Source organism: Streptomyces smyrnaeus, from assembly GCF_017676345.1.
In the GTDB taxonomy this organism is placed as follows: domain Bacteria; phylum Actinomycetota; class Actinomycetes; order Streptomycetales; family Streptomycetaceae; genus Streptomyces; species Streptomyces smyrnaeus.
Genome location: NZ_JAFFZM010000009.1, coordinates 174,616 through 194,633, shown reverse-complemented (window position 1 = coordinate 194,633; position 20,018 = coordinate 174,616). Strand labels below are relative to the sequence as shown.

The window sequence follows — 20,018 nt, the reverse complement described above, 5'->3', positions numbered from 1 at the left end:
GCTGATACGGCGGGACATCCCGGCACGTCGCTGACGCCAGAAGGGCGTCGCCGGTTGCACGAGCACGTGGGCGCCGGGCGTCCGACCGGGCATGCCGCGGCGGAAACCGGGGACTCCCACCCTGCGGCCTCCACACTTGTTTGGCGCTCACTCCTCAGTCGCGGGCTGCCGGGAACGGACGGGCAGCGGCTGGTTCTCCGCCGTCCGTTCCGCGCGGGCCGGGTCTGGGAGGCGGAAGAGCGCCAGCAGAATGCATGTTGTGCCGGCTGCGGCGATCAGCGCCCCGAGAGCGATCGACGTGGACTCGATGAGCGGGCCGAAGACCAGCGGCGAGGCGAACTGGCCGCCGAACAGCGCGGTCGCCTGCAGGGAGGCCGCGGTGCCCCGCTGCTCAGCGGGGGCGGCGTTGTCGACCAGAACCGTGAGGGTGGGCATCGCCAGACCGCTTCCGGTACCCGTCAGGACGGGCACCAGGATCAGCGCTGCCCAGTGGTCGGCGACGGCGAAGACCAGCAGAGCCGCTGTCCAGGAGGCTGCCGCGCAGCGCATCAGTGCCGGGTGGCCGACCCGGGCGGTGAGCTGCGCGTAGGTCAGGCCGATGATGCCGGCGGCGCCCGAGGAGAGGACCGTGCCGTACAGAGCGACGACGAACGTGTCATGGATGCCCAGTTGGTCCAAGCGCCTGGGCAGCGAGACGGCGATGACCATCAGCAGCCCGGCGCTGGCCACCCACAGTCCGCACAGGGCGAGAATGAGGGGACGCTCGCGCAGCAGCCGGAGGGCCCCGGCTCGGGGAGTGCCGGTCTTTGCTCCGTTCGACGCCTCGTCAGTGCTGCTCGGTGCCGTTCGGGGCACAGCGAACAGCGTGGCGATCCCCAGGGGGAGCCCGACGAGGTAGATGGCGAACGGAGCATGCCAGGAGTAGTTGCCCAATGCTCCGGCCGCGAGCGGGTAGACGAAGCCACCGGCTGTGGTGGCGGATGTGCGCCAGCCCATGACCTTGTCCCGCGACGCGCCCCGGTACATACCGAGCAGTGCGGCAGTGGAGCAGGTGAACACCGCCGCCGCCCCGACTCCGAGGCACAGCCGGGAGACGAACAGCGCCGGGTAGGAGTCCACCACCATGCCGACACCGCCCGCGAGCCCGTAGACGACAAGTCCCGTCGCGAGTGGGGTGCGAGGGCCGAGGCGGTCCGTGACGCGACCGGCAAGAGGGCTGGCCACGGCGATGGCCAGGCTGTGGGAAGTCAGCACCAGCCCCACCGCGGTACTGCTGACATCGAGCGCCTGACGGATCACCTCGATGATCGGAGCGATGGTCGCACCGCCCATCACCCCCAGGGTGGAGGCGAGCAGCAGGACTGTCAGTGCTGGTCTCCCGGCGTGGCTGGGGCGTTCTTCGCCGAAAGACCGCTCGGTATCGTCGGCGGCCGGGTCAGCGGCCATCGGCGTTCCCGGCCGCGAGGAGCGAGGTGTGCAGTTTCCACCGCCGGTAGCCGCAGGGGCGGACGCCGGGTATCTCCCCGGTGAGCCGGCCCCTGACATTCCGTGGGTCAGCTGAAGTGACCGCGTCGATGTGGGATTGCTCGTCCTGCCATTCGGCGTAGTTGAAGACCCACGTTCCGTCGGTGCTCACATGGAAGTGCGCGGAGATCGCCCCTGACTTCACCGGCTCGCTCTCCGTCATGGCGAACACCTCGTCGATGAAGTGCTGCTGCCGTTCCGGCCCGTCGACGTCGAACACCGGTGTCACCACGCAGCCGACTTCTGCGACTTTCCCGCTCGCCAGGACGGTGGAGCGCCGGAGGCGGTAGCGCACGGGCGTGGACGGCTCGGTCCCCGGGATGCCGGATGCGCCCGGGTGGGCGGACGAGAGGGCCGCGTCCAGGGAAGCGTCGTCCGACCACTGTTCGTAGGCCATCACGGCGGATCCGTCGGTGCTGACGAACAGGGACCAGCTCAACAGCCCGGTCGGCCAGGGCCGTTCCTGACGAGCAGCGGCAGCTGCCCGGGCACCGGCTGCCTGACCGGCCGCGTCGCCCGCATGCCGAATGGTGATCACGATGGTGCCGGCATCCCCACGGTCGATCTCGGGTGCGGTCTCGGAACGGCGGATCATCACGGACTCTCCAGAGGTGAACACGGCAGGCAGACCGACAGGCAGGACTCTGCCCACCGCCCATCGACCGCAGGAACAAAAATGAGACTGAGTCCCATATTGCCATCAGTGCCGAACAGCATCCAGTCCCATTCAGGTACGCGTTCAGATTCGGTACGCTGCTCTTGATGTCAACCGACACCCCCGAGGGCGAAAGCAGCCTGCCGCTGCGCGAACGGAAGAAGCAGCGCACCCGTCGCGCGCTGGCCGACGCCGCGCTGACCCTCTTCAGCGAACGCGGCTTCGACCGCGTCACCCTCGAAGAGCTCACCGCTCACGCCGAGATCGGCCGCAGCACCTTCTTCCGCTACTACGGCACCAAGGAAGACGTCGCCATGGCCGCCGAAGGGGAGCTGTGGGAGGCCTACACCGCCCACTTCTCCCGACAGGCCGGACAGGGACCGGCGCTCGACGCGCTGCGCAGAGCACTGACCGACGCGATCGTTTCCATGCCCGAGGGGTGGGACCAGCGCTTCTTGCGCACCCGGCGACTGGCCGCCGGGACGCCCGTCCTGCACGACCACAGCACGCTGTCCTCCATGAAGGTCCAAAAGCGCCTCGTCGAAATCCTCGAAGAACGCCTGCACGTCGACAGCCGCGACGACGTCCGCCTCCGCCTGCTGGGCGAATTCGCCCTCAGCGCCTGGCGCTGCGGCGCCCGCAACTGGGTCGCCGGACGCGGCTACAACGCCCGGCGCGGCCACGGTGGCACCGCGACGCTGGCCCGCCGCGTCGACGAGGCCTTCGACGCCATCCCAGGAAGTCTGCAGCTGACTCTCTGACTCTGCCGTGGCAGTGCCGTGACACTGCCGGAAGATCGGCGTCCGGTGCTCTGAGCGCTCACACGGGCCGAGTTGATGGCCGAGGCCAGGGGCTACCGAGGCGATCGGGAGCGGGCACCCGACGCAGGCTCAGGGAGAAGTTGCGGGAGACCGGGGCCAGTACGCTTGTAACGCGCGGGTGTGGTGCCCACGTGGCGTGTGAAGTGCCGGTTCAGATGGGCCTGGTCGTGGAAGCCCACGGTTGTGGCGACCTCCGCGGGCCGGTGGCCGCCGAGGAGCAGTCGACGTGCTAGATCGATGCGCTTGCCGGTGAGGTAGGCGTGTGGCGGCAGGCCGTATGTCTGCTTGAAGCAGCGGATCAAGTGGGTGGGGTGGGCATGCAGGATGGCAGCGGCCTCGCCCAGGGAGATGCCGGCGCGTATCCGTGCATCCAGTAGTTCCCGCAGCTCGGCGGCGAGCCGGTTCGCTTCGCGCCCCGGTGCACGGGGCTGGAGCGCGTCGAGATGGAAGCAGAGACGTTCGCTGATGAACGAGAGGCGGGACTCGGCTTCGAACGCGTCTTCGGGATGGACGAGGGCGGCGTGCAACTGGTCGATCCGGTGGCGCAGCAGCCCGTCGCTGAGGACCGGAGCGTCCACCGCACGGCCGGCCAAACGCTGCGGGAGTACGGAGTCGTCGAGGTAGAGGTTGCGCTTGCGGAAGCCTGACGCGGTGACGGTCCGACCGTCATGAGGGACGCCGGGAGGCAGCAGGAGGACGCCGGCAGTGCCGGTCGCCCCATGACGGCGGCGGTCGAGTGCGAAGTCGACAGATCCGTCGTCGAGGATCATCAGGTCCCAGGTGTCGTGGGTGTGGGCCGGGTACGCGTGGTCGGTGAAGTGGGCGTGGAAGACCTCGGCGATGCCGGGGACCGGTGGCCTCCAGGCGCTGATGGACGTGCGGGAGCGGTCGGAGGCCATGCCAGGAACGTACAAGACCGGCGGAGCCCGGGCGCGGCAGGCTCGTACCACCCACCGGCTGCAGGGCCTGAGAGGTCACTCCCGGTTGCCCGGCCCTTGAGGAAGGACGCCCGATGTCCAAGTCTGCTGTTCCTGTCAACCTTGCCGACAAGCTGGCGCAGTTCAGCGAGTTGTGGTCGCAGAAGAAAGTGGCTGTGATCAACGATTACGAAGTCAAGCTGGCCAAACTCCAAGGGGAGTTCGTCTGGCACACCCACGACGACACCGATGAATTGTTCCTGGTCATCAGTGGGCGGCTCACCATCCAGCTCAGGGATGTCGATGTGGCGCTGGCACCCGGCGAGTTGTTCGTGGTTCCCCGCGGAGTCGAGCACTGCCCCGTGGCGGAGGAGGAGACCGCGATCCTGTTGTTCGAACCGGCGGGAACGCTCAATACCGGTGACACAGGGGGGTCGATGACCAGGACGGCCGAGATCCTCGACTGACGGCTGAGCCCGCGCAGTTCCGGCAAGCTCGCGACCGCGTCTGCGATTGCGCCCTCGGACCGGGTGCTGGGAGAGCAGCGTGTCGTGGTGCTCGCGCACCCGGTCAGGGTGCGGCACAGCGCCGGGGTGAGCGGTGTCCCAGGCAGAGGAGGAGGTCAACCGGATGTCGTCCCGGCTGGTGGATGTCATGGGCATCCCCGGCACTCCGAGTCACATTCCTGCAGCCGCCGGACCGTGTGTGGCGCCGTCGACCGGACTTCACCATGACACCACGTGGCGATCAGCACACTGAAGACATGCTCAGGTGACCTCAAGCCACAGATCAGCGCCCTCGGCGCGCCCTGCTGCAAGTGGCCATTGTGATGTCCCATGGGAACTCATCGGGGTTCGCGATCCACTTCACCAGGTGTCAGGGTTGGGCAAGCTCAGTCGACCGGATCCGACAGCCACTCCCCCTTGAGCATCACTGTTCGGCCAGAAAACTCGTGAAATCCGTTCCATACCTGAATACGTCGAGGGAGCAGTCGGATGTAGACGTAACCCGGCATCTGCCGTGGGTCATGAGAGACGGCTGCGAAGCGGTTGGCGACGTCCGAGGCGACCTCTGGAACCGGCACGAGACCATCGAGAGCGGTATCGACCATCACCACATCGGACGTGGTGCCTACTGCCACGCGTGCCCGGCCGGTCTCCCGCAGGTTCCGAACGGTTCTGCTGTTCTCGCCGGTTGCGGTGACGATGGCGTCACCGTCGCCGACGAACGCCACCGGAATGAGATGTGGCCCGGTGTGGCCCCCTGTCGACAGCCACATCTGGAATTCCTGTTGAAGCCGTAGACGGGCAGCAGCTACCCGTTCGTCATGAGTACGAGGCGTTGGCATATCGGGGATTCCCTTCTGGCTCAGCAGTCAGCAGTTGTTCAGGCGTCACTCGGCGCTCGGTGCAGGCTCGGCACGGGGACGGCCACGTGGGGGCTGTGACGGTACGAACGCCGTGATCACGCGGTGGTCACAGAGTGGTTGCCGCGCGTGTGTAACGGTCGAGCAGCTCCGGCCAGCCGCCGTCGTTGTCGAGGTAGGAGCGGGCATGTTCCGGGTGGACGAACCGGTCCAGGTGGCGGTGCTCAAGGTCGACCTTCGTCCGGCGAGGCCCGAGGGTGGTGAAGCGAAGCTCGACCTCGGTTCGCATCCCTGGTTCGAACCGCCAGAACCCGTGGCACAGTCCGCCGCCGGTGATTCCCGGAATCGCGGTCTGCAGTTGCCATGCCAAAACGAGTCGGTGAGGAGGGTCCCAGGTGAGAACCTTCCCCCAGTCGCACTGTTCACCGTCGACGGATTCCTCGTACCAACGGCCGCCGACGCGCGGCTCGATCGTCACCCGGGCCTGTGGTGCCCGGGTGATGCTGTTCTGCACTGGCCACCAGCTATCGATGCCATCGACGAACGCTGCGAAAGCTCGGTTGATGTCGGCGGGCACTGTGACGCTGTGTCGAACGGGTTCAGGCGTTGTCATCGGCATCCGTTCCGCTGATATCGGCGTCGGGAAACACGGCGCGAAACGAAGCGAGCGACCGATACCAGAAGACGTCGAGATACGCCCGAAGCTCGGCGAAGCCTTTCGGATCGACCTGATAGAGGCGTCGCGTGGCCTGTTGGCGTTCGAAGACCAAGCCGGCGTGCTTCAGCACCGCCAGATGCTGCGAGACGGCCGACCTGCTGATCGGCAGCGTCCTTGCCAGTTCACCCACCGCGATCGGCCCCTCAGCGAGACGCTCAAAGATCTCACGGCGCATCGGGTCACCGATCGCGGCGAGCATCTCGGCTGCACTCATTGGTCCACCCCATTCGGCAAGCTCGCACGTACCGTAAGTCACGACTAACGGTAAGTCAACGCTAACCAACGAGAGTCCGGACGCCTCACCATCAGGCCGAGACGGCCTCAACGGCATCCCGTCCCACGACATCTGAAGTGGCCGACCGCCGCCGCAGCGCGAGCGAACCATCGATCTCCCACGCGCCTCTCCACCGACGCACGCTCTCGGCACTCGTGCGCCCCTCCCCGGACAACCCGACCGCCCGCGCACGCCGAGCACCGGCCAGTGCGTAAGGGTGGCCGCGCTCGGCTCGCTGCTGGCGCTGCCCCTCGGCGTCTCGCGCAGGATGCGCCGTGCGGTGACCGGGCGCCGGGAGCCGTGGAACTCGCCGACGTCCCACGGGGGGGGTGGTGGGCGGCCGCGCGGATCGCGGAGGGTACCGAGAAACGGAGAGTTAGGTTAGCCTTGCCTTGCTTTTCTTGAGGGCTTGGCTGAATCCCACCACTCCCCTGCCACAATCCCGCGCGAAAGAAGCTCCTCATGCACCCAGCGACCTCCCGGCCCGCCGCCCTGCCCACGCCCTCCCGCCGCCGACTGCTCACCGCCGGAGGCGCACTCGCCCTCGCTCCGCTGCTCAGCGCCTGCGGCGACAACAAGGACAGCGGCTCCCGGGCGGGAGGGGACGCGGAGGGCGGTGCCTGGTCGTTCAAGGATGACCGGGGCCGTACGGCGAAGTCCGGCCATCGGCCGAAGCGGATCGTCGCTTATGTCAGCACGGCGGCTGCCCTGTACGACTACGGCATCGAGTGCACGGGAATCTTCGGGCCCAGCAAGCCGGTGGGGGGCAAGCCCAACCCGCAGGTCGGCGACATGGACGTCGCCGACCTGACGAGCCTGGGAACCGCGTTCGGCCGGTTCGACCTAGAAAAGTACGCCGCCCTCAAGCCCGACCTGCTGGTCAGCAACATGTTCCCGGCACCGGACCTCTGGTACGTCCCGCCGGAGAGCAAGAAGAAGATCGAGAAGCTCGCCCCCACCGTCGGCATCGACATCGCCCGCACGTCCCTGCTCGACCCTCTCAAGCGCACCGCCGAGCTGGCCGAGTCCCTCGGCGCGGACATGGGCGCGAAGAAGGTCACGGACGCCAAAGCCCGCTTCGACAAAGCCGCCAAGACCCTGCGCGCCGCGGCGAAGGCCAAGGGGGGCCTCAAGGTGATGGCGATCACCGGCGACCCGGACAACCTGTACGTCGCGGTCCCCGACTCCTACAGCGACCTGAATTACTTCAAGGATCTGGGCGTGCAGTTCGTCGAGGGCAAGAAGTCCGACAAGTTCGGCTTCTGGGAGTTCCTGAGCTGGGAGAAGGCCGACAAATACCACGCCGACCTCATCATGGTCGACAACCGCTCCACCGCCCCGTCCCGCAAGAAGCTGCGGGAGAAGGCCACCTGGCGCGAGCTGCCCGCGGTCGAGGCCGACCAGCTCACTCCCTGGTCGATGGAAGAACGCTTCAGCTACGCGGGCTTCGCCCCGGTCCTGGAACGTCTTGCCGCCGCCGTCGACAAGTCGAAGAGGCTCAAGGCCTAACTCCTCGGCCGATCAGCCGAGACCGGGCGGCCCGGTAGCACGGGCCGGCCCGACCGCTTGGTACCCCTCCCTCTCGCAGCCGATATCGGTACCCGATATATCGGCTCGAACGGGAGAGGGGCACCCGCACCGGCTTCCTCGTTCCGCCGTCGCCCTGGCCGATCCTCATTTCATCGCTCGGATCTCCGGATCATTCGGGCTCGGGAGCGTGCGGGCTCGTCGAGGGGGGCTCGGCCGGGCGTTCCCGGCCGCCGTCATGACCCGACGCCACCACGATCAGCAGACCCAGCACGGCGGCCCCTGCGGCTGCCCGGCCTGCTGCCCGCACCAGCCAGCCCGGCAGCGACACCCCCTCGCGCCGCCTGGGCGTGTGCAGCCGTTCGGCCCGCCGGGCGGGCCGCAGTAGACGCAGCAGCAGCAGTACAGCGACTGGGAGTTGCAGTAGCCACAGAACGGTGCGCGGCCACTCGCCGTACCAGACATTGGTGCCGTACAGCAGTGTGTGCCAGACGCTGAGCACATAGACGACGATCACGAAGCGGTGCAGCCGGCGCCAAGTGTTCGCGCCGATGCGGTGCCTGACGTAGAAGAGCAGTCCGAGTGGAACGGCCAGATACAGGGCGCCCTGGCCGATCGGGATCGCGATCCGGCCGGTGCCCGAGTCGTACCAGCCCGGCACGAACGCGTCCGCGAATCCCACCCACAGCCGCTCCGCCCACGCCAACTGGTCCTCGTAGCGCACGAGTTCGGCTGCGAACATCAGTGCGTGCGCGAACATCAGGGCGATCGCGGTCAGGCTCGTGGTGCGGTGCCAGCGTTCCAGGACCTGCCGGGAGACCGGCAGCCGGGTGGGGCGCGGCCCCGACAGCAGCAGACCGAGCATGACCGTGCCCCAGGCCCACAGCAGGCCCGACCAGCCGAACGCCTGGCTGAGCAGGTACATCCAGTACGTGCCGGGGTCGTCCATGAACGGCATGACCGCGACTGTCGCCGAGTCACCCGACTCCATGCGCGCGTACAGGAACACGAAGACAGCTACCGTGACGACGACCGCCGCACTCGCGTCGGGCAGGGCCGCCCGCAGGTCGGCACGCAGGGTGGCGCCGTCCGCCGGACGCCTGCCACGGGCGGGCGGCGGGCTCCTGCCGTCGTCCTCCGGCGTCGTCTCTGACAGCATCTGGACCTTCCGGGCGCGGTACACCGGCGGACTGTGCGCATGTGGGGCGAACCGGAACCAGTGTCACCAAGTGGGCCGGGGTTGCCGAGGCGACATCCGGCCAGAGTGCTTCCGGCGCCGGCCGGGCCGCCTGAGCTGCCGCGAGGTCCTCGCACCCGCCCGTGCACCGATCACATCCGGACAACCGGCGATACGCCCCCTGCCGCAGCGACGCGGGCCGCCCTAGGCTGACGCGTGCAGTCGGTTCGTGCCACCTGTCCGACCGGATTCGGGCGGCACGACGCAAGAGGGAACCCGGTGGGAATCCGGGACTGTCCCGCAGCGGTGAGTGGGAACGAACGCCGTCAACAGCACTGGGCCCCTGGATCGACGGGGTCGGGGAAGCGACGGCCAGTAGGTATCCGCCGGATCTTCCGGCGGGTGGGCTCACAAGTCCGAAGACCTGCCACTGCGCCCGCGCGTGACGTGCGGGCTGTGAACGGTGACCTCGAGGACTGGGTTGGCGGTATCGACGGCTGCACGGCCTGCGCTGTGCCGCGCCTCCTTCCCGGTGGTGATTCGGGGCTCGGGACCAGGAGGAGGACGTGCCCCGTGAGCGCGCGAGTTCCCGTCGTCCGCACGGTGTCCGGCGTCTGCCACGGCACGCTGGGTGAGCTGTACCAGGGCCCGCTGCGGGCGGGTTTGGAGCCGGACATCGCGGTGGTGTCCTTTCCCGTGGACCGTCACTCCTGGGTGCACTTCACCCCGGGGACGGCGGCGCCGAACCGGCTGCCCCTCGGGGAGAAGTCCGCGACAGCGGCCCGGCTCTTCCTGGAGCACTTCGGACTCACGCTGCCGCCGGGCCACTGGCGCGCCCACTCCGATCTGCGGGTGGGCGTGGGGATGGCGAGCTCCACCGCCGACATCGTGGCGACCCTGCGCTGTCTGTTCCGGCTCTTCGCCCTGCCCTACGACGCGGATGTGGTCCTCGGGGTCCTGGCGGCGATCGAGCGGGCCGACAGTGTCTTCCTCGACGAGTTCGCCCTCCACCTCAGCGGCCGACACCGCGTGATCCGGCGGCTGGGCAGGGACATCGGCTTCCACACCGCTCACATCTCCGAGCCCGGGACGGTGGACACCGCCGCCGTCACCGACCTGCTCCTGGGGCACTACCGGCGGCACGGCGAGGAATACGAGCGCTGCCTGACCGACCTGCTCAAAGGGTTCGCCTCCGGCGACCCCGCCGCCGTCGCACGGGCGGCCACCACCAGCGCCGCCCTGTCGCAGAAAGTGCTGCCCAAAGCGACGTTCGCCAGCATGCTCGCCCACCGGGAGCGGTTCGGCGCCGACGGCATCTTCGTGGCCCACACGGGCTGCCTGATCGGCTATCTGTTCCCCGGCCGCCCCGACGCCGCACTCAAGTCGGAACTGTCCGCCTTCTTCCACTCGCTCGGCCACCAGTGTTCCTTCGCCCAAGGAGGCTACGGGTGATCCACCCCCACATCGCCGACGCCCTCAAGGCCCCCGATCTCGTCCGGCTCACCGACGCCCTCGTCCTGATCCGGTTCGAGTCGATGAAGATCTACTCGGCACTCGCCGCCGTCCGCCACCTCCTGGAGCGGGGCACGATCCGCCCGGGACAGACCCTGATCGACAGCTCCAGCGGCATCTACGCCTACGCCCTTGCGCTGGCCTGCCACCGCTACGGCACGCACTGCCACATCGTGGCGTCCACCACCGTGGACACCACCACCCGCGCCCAGTTGGAGATCCTGGGCGCCACCGTGGAACAGGTCAGGCCCTCGGAGAACCTCAAGCTGGACCAGGAGCTGCGGGTGCGGCGGGTGCGGGAGATCCTCGCCGACCACCCTGACTGGCACTGGATGCGCCAGTATCACGACGACATCCACTACCTCGGCTACCACGAGGTCGCCGACCGCATCACGGCCCTGTTCCCCGCGACCGCGTTGACCGTCGTCGGCGGAGTCGGTTCCGGAGCCTCGACGGGCGGCCTCGTGGAACGCCTGCGCGCCACCGACCCCTCGGTTCGGCTGGTCGGCGTCCAACCGTTCGGCAGCGTCACCTTCGGCAGCCAGGACCACCACGACCCGGAGGCGATCATCGCCGGCATCGGGTCGTCCATCGTCTTCGACAACGTCCGCCACCAGCTCTACGACAGCCTCCACTGGCTGGACTTCACCCATGCCATGTCCGGCACGATCGCCCTGCTGCGTGACCACGCCGTCTTCGCCGGGCTGTCCACCGGCGCCGGATACCTCGCCGCCACGTACGAGGCACGCCGCCACCCCGACCGGCTGCACCTGGTGGTCGGCGCCGATACCGGTCACCGCTACGTCGAGCGCGTCTTCGCCCGGCACACCGAAGCCCTGGATCCCGCCGCACTGAAACCGGTCGAGGTCACCGCACCCGAGGAGATGTCCATGCCCTGGTCCACGATGGCCTGGCGGCGCACGGCCTGCCCGGCGGGGCAGAAGGGGCGAGCGGCATGAGCGTCGTCTGCCTGGAGTCACTCACCTTCGGACTCGGACACCTGACGCGCGCTGCCGACGCACTCGGCGAGCGACTGACGCTTCTCACGCGCGACCCCTCCTTCTACACGTACGAGTTGGAGCGCCTGCCGAAAGACGCCCTCGATGTCGTGGAGATCGACACCTTCGACATCGAACGGGTGACGGGCCTGCTGCGGCACACTCCCGGGTTGCGCGGCCTGATCAGCTCCACCGACACCTGGACGCTGGTCGGCGCCGAGCTCACGGACCGTCTCGGCCTGCCCGGGCCGGAGGCGGCCGCGCTGCGGCTGACCAGGGACAAAGCCGCCGTACGCAACCGTCTGCACGATGCCGGGCTGACGCGCGGGCGGGCCGCGGAGGTCACCGGCACCGGCACGGAGCCGCGCGAGTCCCTGCTCAAGGAGGTCGGACTGCCCGCCGTTGTGAAGGACTCTGCGGGCACCGGGAGCCAGAATGTCTGGCTGGTCGGTGACGAGCCGGAGTTGGTGGCCGCCCTGGACGAGGCGACCGGTCGGGAGCTCAAGGGACGCCTGTTCGCGGAGCCGTACTTCAGCGGGCCGGTGTACAGCGCCGAGACCTTCACCTGGTCGGGCCGGACGCGGCTGCTGGGCGTCTCCAGCCGGCTGATGTCACCGGAGCCGTACTTCCGGGAGGAGATCACCGCGTTCCCCGTGGCCTTCCCGCAGGCCCGGCGGGCCATGCTGGAGCGATGGCTCGGTGAGGTACTCGCCGCGATCGGCTATACCGACCGGTTCGCCCACGTGGAGTTCGTACTGACCACCGGCGGCCCGGAAGTCGTAGAGATCAACCCCCGGATCGGGGGTGCACTGGTCGGCGAGGGAATGTGCCGGGCGCTCGGCGTCAATGTGTACGAGGCGATGATCGAGGCCGCGCTCGGCCGCCGTCCCCGCCTGATGGACGCGGACCTGCCCGGCGGTCCGGCCGTCGCGTTCGTGCTCGGCTACCCGGCCGCGCCGGGGGTGTTCACCGGCGTCACCGGGCTGGACCGGCTGGCGGACATGCCGGGGTCACCCGCCTGGTACCCGGTCAAACGGGTCGGCGATCCGGTCGAGCATCTGACGGACAGCCGCGGCTACGCGGGCATCGTCTACGCCGAGGCCGAGACCGCCGAACTGGCCACGCACCACGCGGTGGCCGCCTCCAACGCCTTGACGGTGCTCACCGAGCCGTTTGCGCCGCCCGAGGCCACCGGCCGCGAGGCGTCTGGTGGGTGAACGCGCGGCGGGCGCAGCAGGGTTGCGGGTCGCGCTGTCCACGCTCGACGGCCCGCTGCGTTTCCTGCTGCTCAGCTCGTTCCTGATCCCGCTCGGCAGCTTCATGGTCCTGCCGTTCATGTCGGTGTTCCTGCACGAACGGCTCGGCATGGGGCTCGGCACGGTGGGTTTCGTGCTGGCCGTGGCGTCCCTGGTGCAGTTCTCCGGGGGGATCGTGGGCGGCGCCCTGGCGGACCGGATCGGGCTGCGCCGCACGATGCTGTGGGCGCTGCTCATCCGCACGGCCGGCTTCGCCGGGCTTCTGCTGGCCCTGCGCTGGCCGCCCCTGGCCGTCGGCGCGCTGGTCCTGACGTGCTGCGGCGCCGCGCTGTACCTGCCCGCCAACAAGGCGTATCTCGTGCACGGCGTGGACGACGAGCGCCGCCCGGCGTTCCTGTCGGCGGGCAACGCGGCCCTCAACGCGGGCATGGCCGTGGGGCCGCTGATCGCCGGGCCGTTCGTGCTGTCCTCCCCCGGCTGGCTGTTCGTCGCCGTCACGGCGCTGTTCGTCCTGGTCACCGCCGGCCACGCGCGGCTTCCCCGGAGCGGCGGACAGGAGCAGTCGGGCGGGCCGACGAGCGAACGGGGCCTGCTGGCCGGAGTGGCCGTCCTGCCGTTCGCCGCCAACGTGCTCGCCTTCTACCTGTACTTCCACTTCCAGCATTTCCTGGCGGTGTACGCCGTGGAGCGGGCTTCCAGCGCGTTCTACAGTCTGGTCCTGCTGCTCTGCTTCACGCTGGTCATCGTCGTACAGCCCCTCGCGTCCGGCCTGATCCGGCGCATGTCCTACACAAGGGCCCTCACGGTCGGCTTCATGGGCCTGGCGGCCGGGCTGGCCGTCCTGGCGATCGGCACCCCGCCGGCGCTGCTGGCGGGCGGGGCGCTGATCACTCTGGGCGACATCGTCCTGTTCCTGAAGAACGACCTGGAGGCGCTGCGCCGCAGCCCGCGTTCGGACGCCGTGGTCTTCGGCCAGCAGCGACTGGCCGCCGGGCTCGGCGCCTGCGCGAGCGGGGCGCTGGGCGGGCAGCTGTACGGCCTCACCGAACACACGGGGAACACCAACTGGTTCTGGCTGCTGGGCGCCGCACAGTGTCTGCTGCTGCCCCCGGTGCTGCTGGCGCTGCGCGCTCGCACACCGAAACATCCCCACCCGCACGATGACGAAGGAGCACTGATACCGCATGACACGGACGGGCGGGTTCCAGGACGATGACTTCTGGACAGAGTTTCACGACTTCCTCTTCTCCGAGCAACGCCACGCGCAGGCCGAGGAACTGCTCGACACCTCTCGCTTGCTGTCCTTCCCCGCCGACGCCCGGGTGCTGGACCTGTGCTGCGGACCGGGTGTGTTCACCGTGCCGCTCGCCCGCCGGGGCCGCGACGTGACGGGGGTGGACACGAGTGGCGCCATGCTGGATCGGGCACGAAAGCGAGCGGCCGAGGCGGGAGTCCGGGTCGCGCATGTGCGGGCCGATGCACGCGAGTACGAGAATCCGGGCGGTTTCGACGTCGTCCTCAACCTGTTCACCTCGTTCGGATACTTCGAGGACCCCGCCGACAACGCCCGCATGCTGCGCACCATGTATTCCTGTCTGGCCCCCGGTGGCACCCTCGTCCTGGATCTCGCCGGCAAGGAGTTGCTGGCCCGCAAGGTCACCCCGCCCAAGGTGGTGCGGCGCGGCGAGGACCTGATGGTGCAGACCGACACCGTGCTGGACGACTGGGCCCGGCTGCGCAGCGACTGGGTACTGGTCCGGGGCGAGCGGGTGACGCGGGCCACCCTGGTGTGGTTCGTGTACAGCGCGGTGGAGCTGCGGCAGATGGCACAGGAGGCGGGGTTCGGCCGGGTGGAGGTCTTCGGCGGTTTCGACGGCCGCCCCTACGACGAGAACGCCGAGCGGCTGGTGCTGCGGGCGATCCGCGAGGCGTAGGACGGGCAGGGGCGCTTCGGCGGGTTCGCACGCCCTGTCGGCCGCGTATCGGCAGACCGTAGTATCAGCGGGTCATCGCCGCGACGGGAGACAGGAAGCCGGTGCGAATCCGGCACGGTCCCGCCACTGTGACCGGGGAGTGCCCCCTTCGACACGCCACCGCGCACCGCGCGGGAAGGCCGAAGGGGAGGAGCGTCGATCCGGGAGTCAGGACACTGGCCTGTCGCGGGCCCGTTCCGAGGAGCGCGGACTCCCCAGGAGGCTTCACGTGTACGACAGCACGTCCCGTCCCCCGCTGTTCCCCCCTGCCCGCAGGCGCCACGCCCTGCGGGCGACGGCCGCGGGCGTCGCCCTGTCGGCGGCTGTGCTGACCGCCGGCTGCGGATCACCGCAGGACACCGCCCAGAACTCCGGGGACACGGCCTCGTCGTCCGAGGGCTTCCCCCTCACCATCGACAACTGCGGTGTGAAGACGACGTACGACGAGCCGCCCTCCCGTGTCGTCACCATCCACCAGCACCCGGCCGAACTGATGCTCGCCCTCGGCCTGAAGGACCGCATGGTCGGCACCGCCTTCCCCGACTCCCCCGTCCTGCCCGAGCTGAAGAAGGACTACGAGTCGATTCCGCAGCTGGCTGAGAAGGAACCGTCCTTCGAGACGGTACTGGAAGCCGAGCCGGACCTCGTCTACGGCGGCTACGCCAGCGCCTTCGCCGAGAACGAAGGGCGCTCCCGCAAGGCGTTCGCCGACGCCGGCATCGACACCCACCTCAACCGCGAATACTGCGGCAAGAAGCGGGTGACGATGAAGGACACCTACGACGAAGTCCGCACCACCGGCCGGATCTTCGGCGTGCCCGACCGAGCGGACAAGCTGGTCTCCCGTCTCCAGAAGCGGGTCGACAAGGCCACCGCCGCCGTCGAAGGCGAGCCCGAGGTGCCCGTCTTCGTGTACGACAGCGGCGACAAGTCCGCCTTCACCGCGGGCGGCAAGAGCCTCGGCACCGAACTGATCCGGCTGGCCGGCGGCGAGAACGTCTTCGCCGACCTCGACGACGTCTTCGGCGACGTCTCCTGGGAGCAGGTCGTGGAGCGCAAGCCGGAAGTCATCGCGATCTACGATTACGCCGGCGCGGGCAGCGTCGAGCGGAAGAAGAAGTTCTTGCTCTCGCAGCCCGCCCTCAAGGACGTGCCCGCCGTCAAGAACAAGCGGTTCGTCGTCCTGCCGTTGACCGCCACCCTGGTCGGCGTGCGGTCGGCGTACGCGGTGGAGGACCTGGCCCGCGGCATCCACCCCGAGAGCTTCGAGTGACGGCCTCGGCCGCCGACACCAACGCCGAGCGGGCCGTACGACGACGGCAACAAGACGACAGGCAGCCGGGCCCGGCCACTTTCGCCGTCACGCTCACCGTACTTGCCGCTCTGCTGGTGGTTTCCGCGACGGCGGGCCTGGCCATCGGCTCGGTGCAGGTGCCGCCAGGCCAGGTGTGGGGCATCGTGACGCACGCGCTGGGCGCCGACTGGACGACCCCGAACTGGTCCGCAGCGCGCGAGACCATCGTGCTGGACGTGAGGGCGCCGCGGGTGCTGCTCGGCGCGGTGGCCGGCGCCGGGCTCGCGGTGGTGGGCACCGCCTTGCAGGCCCTGATCCGCAACCCGCTCGCGGAGCCCTACCTGCTCGGCGTCTCCTCCGGGGCATCCCTCGGCGCCGTCGTGGTGATCGTGTTCGGTGTGACCTGGTTCGGGCCGACCTCACTGTCGGTCGCCGCGTTCGCGGGCGCACTCGGCGCGCTGCTACTCGTCTACGCCACCGCTCGCACCGGCGGCCGGATCACCTCGGCCCGGCTGATCCTTTCCGGGGTGGCCATCGCCGCGATGCTCACCGCCGTACTGGACCTGCTGCTGCTCACAACCGACCGGGGCAACGAGGCCCGCGCGGTCCTCGCCTGGACCCTCGGCGGTCTCGGCGGCGTGAACTGGGACACGCTGTGGCTTCCCAGCGCCGCCCTGCTCCTGGGCATCGGCATCCTCATGGTGCAGGCCCGCAATCTGAACCTGCTGCTCGCCGGTGAGGAGGCCGCGACCACGATGGGGCTGGACGTGGCCCGCTTCCGCGCCCGCATGTTCGTCCTGCTCTCCCTCGTCACCGGCATCCTGGTCGCGGCGACCGGGCCGATCGGCTTCGTCGGTCTGATGCTGCCGCACATCGTCCGCCTCGTCGTCGGCGGCGACCACCGCCGTGTCCTGCCGACGGCCGCACTCGGCGGCGCCGTCTTCCTCATCTGGGCCGACATCGCCGCACGGGTCGTCGCCGCCCCCATGGAAATACCCGTCGGCGTGCTCACGGCGCTGTGCGGCGGCCCGTTCTTCCTGTGGCTGATGCGCCGCGACGCCCGGCGGAACACCGACCGAGGAGGGGCATGACCGGCACCGAACTCGTCGTCGACGGGGTCACCCTCACCGCCGGCGCGCACCGCCTGGTCGAGGACGTCTCCCTGACCGCGCGCTCCGGCGAGGTCATCGGCCTGGTCGGCCCCAACGGCAGCGGCAAGTCCAGCCTGCTGCGCGCCGTCTACCGCGTCCTGCGCCCCGCCACCGGACAAATCGGTGTCGACGGCACCGACGCCTGGTCGCTGCCCGCACGGCGACTGGCCCGGACGGTGGCGGCGGTGGTGCAGGAGTCGGGCGGCGAGTTCGACCTCACGGTGCTCGAGGTCGTCGCGATGGGCCGCACGCCGCACAAACGGCTGCTCGACGGGGACACCCCCGAAGACGCCGACCTGATCCGGTCGGCACTCGCCGCAGTGGACGGCACCGACCTGGCCCACCGCCCCTTCGACCGGCTCTCCGGCGGCGAACGCCAGCGCGTGCTCATCGCCCGCGCCCTCGCCCAGCAGCCGTCCCTCCTCGTCCTGGACGAACCGACCAACCACCTGGACATCCGCCACCAACTGGAGGTCCTCGGCACCTTGCGCCGCCTGTCGGCCACGGTGCTGGTGGCCCTGCACGACCTCAATCTGGCCGCGTACTACTGCGACCGCCTCTACGTACTGTGCGACGGCAAGGTCACCGCCTCGGGACCGCCCGCCGACATTCTCACGCCCCGACTGCTGGCCGAGGTCTACGACGTGACGAGCGAGGTGACCATCCATCCACGCACGGGAGCGCCCCAGGTCACCTTCCTCCCCCAAACGCCACACCTGACCACCCCCGTCGAGGCGGATCCTTCCTCCTCGTGATCGTCGGCGCCCCGGCGGCGACCGACAAGGAACGCCGCCGTCCTGCGCGGCGTTCGCCATCTGGGCATGCCAAAGAATTCCGTCCACACAATTGGGTGTTCAGCTTGGCGATGATCCCGGCACATCACATCGTGCCGGTGGACGAGCGCGCCCTCCCCGGTGATATGGCTTCTCCGCGGCCTGCGGATCGGTGAAACGCTTGGACTGGCCGAGGGGACTTCGGCCCCGATTCCGTTCGGCTGCGACGCCAGGCAGTACGGACGAACGGGCGCGGAGTTCCTTACCTGGTTCGGTATGGCCCGCTCAAGCATCGGAAAACAGGGGCCATGGCGCTACGTTCCGCTGCCCGAACCCATGCTCACGCCGGCGCCCCGCTTTCCCATTCCCCGTGAGACCGGCACCATTCCGTATCCCGATCTACCGAGGTACGGCACAAATTGGCCACCGCACCCCTGACGAACGGTGTCTCCAGCCACGAGGTGTCCCACTGGCTGGAGCACCGTTCGGTCAAGGTCGGTCACGGTCGACCAGCACGGCCGTCTGACGCAGGACGGCCACGCGCACTGCCGTCAGCTGGTGGCCACGGCATCCGCCGACCACCTGCCCAGCGAGCTCAGCACAGCCCGTGCTTGCGCAGCACCCGGCGCTGAGCCGCTGTCGGGTCGACGGGCCAGTAGACGTAGCACACCCCGCCGGTACCGCCGACGACCTTGCCGTCGGCGTTCTTCCGCTTGGTCCGCAGCCAGATGTTCTCGAACTGACGCCGCTTGTAGACGTGGCGGACCGAGGGGTTGTCCGGGGAGTTGGGGTCGTTGGCGATGACGTCGCCGGATCCGGTGAAGCCGATGACGGTCATCAGGTGGCCCGCGGTGCCGTAGCCGGCGCCGTCCAGTTCGGATTCGATGAAGGACTGCGAGGTGATCAGGGGGATGCCCGCGGCGACGAATTCCTCGGCCTCGTTGAGGGAGTTGAGCCGGGTGACGACGGCGTTCATGTCCCGGTAGGTGCTGGCGTAGGCGCCGTTGAAGGGCCAGTTGCCGCAGCCTTCGTACTGGTAGTCGAAGGTGTAGCGCGCGGCGTGGCAGACCTGGGGGTCGGCGTAGTCGGGGTTCACCCAGGCGAGGTCTTCGGCGGTGGGCTTGCGGCCCCAGTATTCGATGATCATCTGTGAGGAGGTGGGGCTGCACCACGCCTCGCCGCCGTTGTCGTACTCGGGGTACTGGCCCTTGTGGATCTCCTGCGAGTAGCGCGGGACCTTCAGCTCGACCGCCTTGCCGAGGCCGGGCTCGGACGCGGGGACCTCGAAGCGGTCGGGTACGTCGGAGCACATCACACCGGCCCGCCAGACGGTGGGGGTGGCCTTGCTGCCGGGGGCGCGGTAGAGAGTCAGCCGCAGCCGGTAGGACTTCAGGCGCAGCCCGCTCGCGAGGTCGTCGATGGAGAAGGTGTCGGTCCAGATGGTGCTCCTGCCGTCCTTCTGGCCGTCGACCGAGGTGCGGCGGGGGACGTCGTCGCCGTCGCCGGATGTCCAGATGCCCATGGTGTACCAGGGCGTCTGCTTGCCGTCCGAGTAGGTGCCGCGCAGCTCGATGCGGATCCAGGTGCCCTTGGGGGTGTGGGCGTTCCAGGAGGCGATGGCCTCACCGGCGGGTACGGCGCAGCTGTGTGCGGGCGAGGTCCAGGTGGCGTACTCCCAGTCGGCCTTCTTGCCGGTGTGCGGATCCTTGTATCCGATGCTGCCGACGGGGGACGCGAGGACGATGCCGGGGCGTCCGCTGGTGCGGACCCGGGTCCCCTTGGTCTCGCCCGAGGCCCACTCGCGCCGCCCGGACCAGCCGTGGAACTCCACCTTTCCCGCCTTTCCCGGCCGGCCGCGCCCGGCCGGGCGGCCGGGGCGGTGGGTGCCGACGGTTCCACCCGACCGGCTGTCGGCTGCCAGGGCGGTGGGAGCAGCGACTGCCGAGGCCGCCGCGGCGACGGCGGCGGCCAGGACGGTACGGCGGTTGGCGGATCTGCTGGTCATGCTCAGTGCCCCCAGTCGTGGGTCGGTGCGGCGGTCGTCACAGGTGGTGCGGCGTCGTGCGAGGTCGTACGCGGTCG

Annotated in this window: 19 protein-coding genes and 2 riboswitches; of the genes, 11 read left to right on the top strand and 8 right to left on the bottom strand. The window is 69.4% G+C overall.

Annotated features, from left to right (window positions below):
• Positions 1-147: 147 nt before the first annotated feature.
• Together JW613_RS16965 and JW613_RS16960 are read right to left on the bottom strand one after the other, a co-directional pair.
• Positions 148-1,446, bottom strand: coding sequence for an MFS transporter (locus tag JW613_RS16965; RefSeq protein WP_209211645.1), 1,299 nt, complete (start codon positions 1,444-1,446; stop codon positions 148-150).
• Positions 1,436-2,119 (bottom strand): antibiotic biosynthesis monooxygenase, encoded by a 684-nt coding sequence (locus tag JW613_RS16960; protein ID WP_209211644.1) that lies wholly within the window; start codon positions 2,117-2,119, stop codon positions 1,436-1,438. The genes JW613_RS16965 and JW613_RS16960 overlap by 11 nt, the downstream gene beginning before the upstream one ends.
• A gap of 167 nt (positions 2,120-2,286) precedes the next feature.
• Between JW613_RS16960 and JW613_RS16955 the strand changes: the two genes are divergently transcribed.
• Entirely contained in the window at positions 2,287-2,940 is a 654-nt protein-coding gene (locus JW613_RS16955) for a TetR family transcriptional regulator (protein WP_209211643.1), read from the top strand.
• A gap of 92 nt (positions 2,941-3,032) precedes the next feature.
• On the opposite strand, the gene JW613_RS16950 is transcribed toward JW613_RS16955, so the two are convergent.
• Positions 3,033-3,899, bottom strand: a complete 867-nt coding sequence (locus JW613_RS16950) for a helix-turn-helix domain-containing protein (protein ID WP_209211642.1) — start codon at positions 3,897-3,899, stop codon at positions 3,033-3,035.
• Positions 3,900-4,012: 113 nt separating this feature from the next.
• Between JW613_RS16950 and JW613_RS16945 the strand changes: the two genes are divergently transcribed.
• The gene (locus JW613_RS16945) at positions 4,013-4,384 is read left to right on the top strand and encodes a cupin domain-containing protein (protein WP_209211641.1); all 372 of its coding nucleotides are present in this window, start codon (positions 4,013-4,015) and stop codon (positions 4,382-4,384) included.
• Between the two features lie 425 nt (positions 4,385-4,809).
• Here JW613_RS16945 and JW613_RS16940 read toward each other — a convergent pair whose 3' ends face one another.
• The 3 genes from JW613_RS16940 to JW613_RS16930 form a co-directional block, all read right to left on the bottom strand.
• Entirely contained in the window at positions 4,810-5,265 is a 456-nt protein-coding gene (locus JW613_RS16940; RefSeq protein WP_209211640.1) for a pyridoxamine 5'-phosphate oxidase family protein, read from the bottom strand.
• 127 nt (positions 5,266-5,392) lie between these two features.
• Positions 5,393-5,860, bottom strand: a complete 468-nt coding sequence (locus tag JW613_RS16935; protein ID WP_209211639.1) for an SRPBCC family protein — start codon at positions 5,858-5,860, stop codon at positions 5,393-5,395.
• Between the two features lie 22 nt (positions 5,861-5,882).
• Positions 5,883-6,215 (bottom strand): ArsR/SmtB family transcription factor, encoded by a 333-nt coding sequence (locus JW613_RS16930; protein ID WP_209211638.1) that lies wholly within the window; start codon positions 6,213-6,215, stop codon positions 5,883-5,885.
• A 522-nt stretch (positions 6,216-6,737) separates the two neighbouring features.
• Here JW613_RS16930 and JW613_RS16925 point away from each other — a divergent pair.
• Complete coding sequence (locus JW613_RS16925) at positions 6,738-7,784, top strand: ABC transporter substrate-binding protein (RefSeq protein WP_209211637.1); 1,047 nt, start codon at positions 6,738-6,740, stop codon at positions 7,782-7,784.
• A gap of 190 nt (positions 7,785-7,974) precedes the next feature.
• On the opposite strand, the gene JW613_RS16920 is transcribed toward JW613_RS16925, so the two are convergent.
• Complete coding sequence (locus JW613_RS16920; protein WP_209211636.1) at positions 7,975-8,961, bottom strand: ferric reductase-like transmembrane domain-containing protein; 987 nt, start codon at positions 8,959-8,961, stop codon at positions 7,975-7,977.
• A gap of 224 nt (positions 8,962-9,185) precedes the next feature.
• Positions 9,186-9,424, top strand: a riboswitch (cobalamin riboswitch).
• A 128-nt stretch (positions 9,425-9,552) separates the two neighbouring features.
• On the opposite strand from JW613_RS16920, the gene JW613_RS16915 reads away from it, so the two are divergent.
• The 8 genes from JW613_RS16915 (at position 9,553) to JW613_RS16880 (ending at position 17,918) form a co-directional block, all read left to right on the top strand.
• Entirely contained in the window at positions 9,553-10,431 is an 879-nt protein-coding gene (locus tag JW613_RS16915) for a GHMP family kinase ATP-binding protein (RefSeq protein WP_307865925.1), read from the top strand.
• A complete protein-coding gene (locus tag JW613_RS16910) occupies positions 10,428-11,450 on the top strand; it encodes a cysteine synthase family protein (protein ID WP_209211635.1) in 1,023 nt (340 codons plus the stop codon). The genes JW613_RS16915 and JW613_RS16910 overlap by 4 nt, the downstream gene beginning before the upstream one ends.
• Positions 11,447-12,706, top strand: a complete 1,260-nt coding sequence (locus JW613_RS16905) for an ATP-grasp domain-containing protein (protein WP_209211634.1) — start codon at positions 11,447-11,449, stop codon at positions 12,704-12,706. Before JW613_RS16910 ends, JW613_RS16905 begins: the two co-directional genes overlap by 4 nt.
• Positions 12,699-13,961, top strand: coding sequence for an MDR family MFS transporter (locus JW613_RS16900; RefSeq protein ID WP_209211633.1), 1,263 nt, complete (start codon positions 12,699-12,701; stop codon positions 13,959-13,961). The genes JW613_RS16905 and JW613_RS16900 overlap by 8 nt, the downstream gene beginning before the upstream one ends.
• Positions 13,930-14,679 (top strand): class I SAM-dependent methyltransferase, encoded by a 750-nt coding sequence (locus tag JW613_RS16895; protein ID WP_209211632.1) that lies wholly within the window; start codon positions 13,930-13,932, stop codon positions 14,677-14,679. The genes JW613_RS16900 and JW613_RS16895 overlap by 32 nt, the downstream gene beginning before the upstream one ends.
• A gap of 52 nt (positions 14,680-14,731) precedes the next feature.
• Positions 14,732-14,917, top strand: a riboswitch (cobalamin riboswitch).
• A gap of 30 nt (positions 14,918-14,947) precedes the next feature.
• A complete protein-coding gene (locus tag JW613_RS16890; RefSeq protein WP_209211631.1) occupies positions 14,948-15,991 on the top strand; it encodes an ABC transporter substrate-binding protein in 1,044 nt (347 codons plus the stop codon).
• Entirely contained in the window at positions 15,988-17,103 is a 1,116-nt protein-coding gene (locus JW613_RS16885; RefSeq protein WP_209211630.1) for a FecCD family ABC transporter permease, read from the top strand. The genes JW613_RS16890 and JW613_RS16885 overlap by 4 nt, the downstream gene beginning before the upstream one ends.
• Positions 17,100-17,918 carry an ABC transporter ATP-binding protein gene (locus JW613_RS16880; protein WP_209211629.1) on the top strand — a complete coding sequence of 273 codons (819 nt, stop codon included), beginning with the start codon at positions 17,100-17,102 and terminating at the stop codon, positions 17,916-17,918. Before JW613_RS16885 ends, JW613_RS16880 begins: the two co-directional genes overlap by 4 nt.
• 613 nt (positions 17,919-18,531) lie before the next feature.
• Here the strand turns inward: JW613_RS16880 and JW613_RS16875 are convergent.
• On the bottom strand, positions 18,532-19,941 hold the full coding sequence (locus tag JW613_RS16875; protein WP_209211628.1) for a C39 family peptidase: 1,410 nt from the start codon (positions 19,939-19,941) through the stop codon (positions 18,532-18,534).
• Positions 19,942-20,018 lie beyond the last annotated feature (77 nt).

What these genes read in the sequence shown, in the direction of transcription:
- JW613_RS16965 (WP_209211645.1), bottom strand. Translation starts at nt 1,446, where the DNA reads ATGGCCGCTGACCCGGCCGCCGACGATACCGAGCGGTCTTTCGGCGAA.
- JW613_RS16960 (WP_209211644.1), bottom strand. Translation starts at nt 2,119, where the DNA reads ATGATCCGCCGTTCCGAGACCGCACCCGAGATCGACCGTGGGGATGCC.
- JW613_RS16955 (WP_209211643.1), top strand. Translation starts at nt 2,287, where the DNA reads ATGTCAACCGACACCCCCGAGGGCGAAAGCAGCCTGCCGCTGCGCGAA.
- JW613_RS16950 (WP_209211642.1), bottom strand. Translation starts at nt 3,899, where the DNA reads ATGGCCTCCGACCGCTCCCGCACGTCCATCAGCGCCTGGAGGCCACCG.
- JW613_RS16945 (WP_209211641.1), top strand. Translation starts at nt 4,013, where the DNA reads ATGTCCAAGTCTGCTGTTCCTGTCAACCTTGCCGACAAGCTGGCGCAG.
- JW613_RS16940 (WP_209211640.1), bottom strand. Translation starts at nt 5,265, where the DNA reads ATGCCAACGCCTCGTACTCATGACGAACGGGTAGCTGCTGCCCGTCTA.
- JW613_RS16930 (WP_209211638.1), bottom strand. Translation starts at nt 6,215, where the DNA reads ATGAGTGCAGCCGAGATGCTCGCCGCGATCGGTGACCCGATGCGCCGT.
- JW613_RS16925 (WP_209211637.1), top strand. Translation starts at nt 6,738, where the DNA reads ATGCACCCAGCGACCTCCCGGCCCGCCGCCCTGCCCACGCCCTCCCGC.
- JW613_RS16920 (WP_209211636.1), bottom strand. Translation starts at nt 8,961, where the DNA reads ATGCTGTCAGAGACGACGCCGGAGGACGACGGCAGGAGCCCGCCGCCC.
- JW613_RS16905 (WP_209211634.1), top strand. Translation starts at nt 11,447, where the DNA reads ATGAGCGTCGTCTGCCTGGAGTCACTCACCTTCGGACTCGGACACCTG.
- JW613_RS16895 (WP_209211632.1), top strand. Translation starts at nt 13,930, where the DNA reads ATGACACGGACGGGCGGGTTCCAGGACGATGACTTCTGGACAGAGTTT.
- JW613_RS16880 (WP_209211629.1), top strand. Translation starts at nt 17,100, where the DNA reads ATGACCGGCACCGAACTCGTCGTCGACGGGGTCACCCTCACCGCCGGC.
- JW613_RS16875 (WP_209211628.1), bottom strand. Translation starts at nt 19,941, where the DNA reads ATGACCAGCAGATCCGCCAACCGCCGTACCGTCCTGGCCGCCGCCGTC.